Annotated in this window: 1 protein-coding gene; it reads right to left on the bottom strand. The window is 75.9% G+C overall.

Translation table 11 applies throughout. From position 1 onward, the window contains the following. Nucleotides 1-120: 120 nt before the first annotated feature. Nucleotides 121-768, bottom strand: a complete 648-nt coding sequence (locus VR45_RS30645) for a DUF4386 domain-containing protein (RefSeq protein ID WP_078880412.1) — start codon at nucleotides 766-768, stop codon at nucleotides 121-123. Nucleotides 769-834: the final 66 nt, after the last annotated feature.

Here is an 834-nt window from a genome sequence, read left to right as displayed (position 1 = left end):
GCCTCCCGGCGCCGCGCCCCCGCCGCCCGCCCCCGACCGGGACGGCCCTGCCCCGGAGCACCACCAACGGGGGTCCGGGCCGTCACCGCGCCGGAGCAGTCAGAAACACCGGGTACCCGGTCAGGCCGGGTCGACCTCGGCGCCCGGCGTGCGGCGCGGACGCTGCTTGGGCAGGATCACGCTGGCCGCGATGAGCCAGATCAGGCCGCCGAAGCGGGCGATCGGCAGGAAGAAGCCGAGGCTGGTGGAGAGCAGGGCCAGGGTGCCCAGCACGCCGATCCCGGCGAGCACCAGGCCGGCCCAGGCGAAGCCCTTCGGCCCGAAGCCGAGCAGCAGCATCGGCACGGCCACCCCGGCCAGCATCACGGCGAACGGCACCACGTGCCCGGGCCCGCCGGAGGCGAAGGTCAGGTCGGCCAGCGAGCGGGCCAGCGAGGCGTCGCCGAGGTCCCCGGACCGGGAGGCGGCCCAGACGGTGAGGCCGCACAGCGCCATCGCGGCGGAGGCGAGCACTCCGGACACCAGCGCGATGCCGGGGCCGGGAGCGGTGACGCCCAGGCGGCGCAGCCGCTGGTAGACGATCGCGGCCCAGACCGCGAGCGGCAGCGAGGCGGCGAACTGCAGCGTCCCGGACACCTTGGCGGCGGTCGCGTGGTCCTTGTAGTAGGCGAGGGTGTCGGCCGCCGAATCGGTGGGCAGCGGGGTCTGCCGGGCCAGCACGATGGACACCACCATCAGCGCCGCGAACGCCACGGCGGGGAGCAGCAAGGGGGGACCTGACTGCTGTCGCCGGGCGGAGGCGGCCGGCACCGCAGATGTCGTGGTCATGAGGGG

It is taken from the genome of Streptomyces sp. NRRL S-495 (assembly GCF_000966955.1).
Lineage (GTDB): Bacteria > Actinomycetota > Actinomycetes > Streptomycetales > Streptomycetaceae > Kitasatospora > Kitasatospora purpeofusca.
The sequence above is the reverse complement of the archived record's forward strand: the minus strand, read 5'-3'. Positions and strand labels throughout refer to the sequence as shown.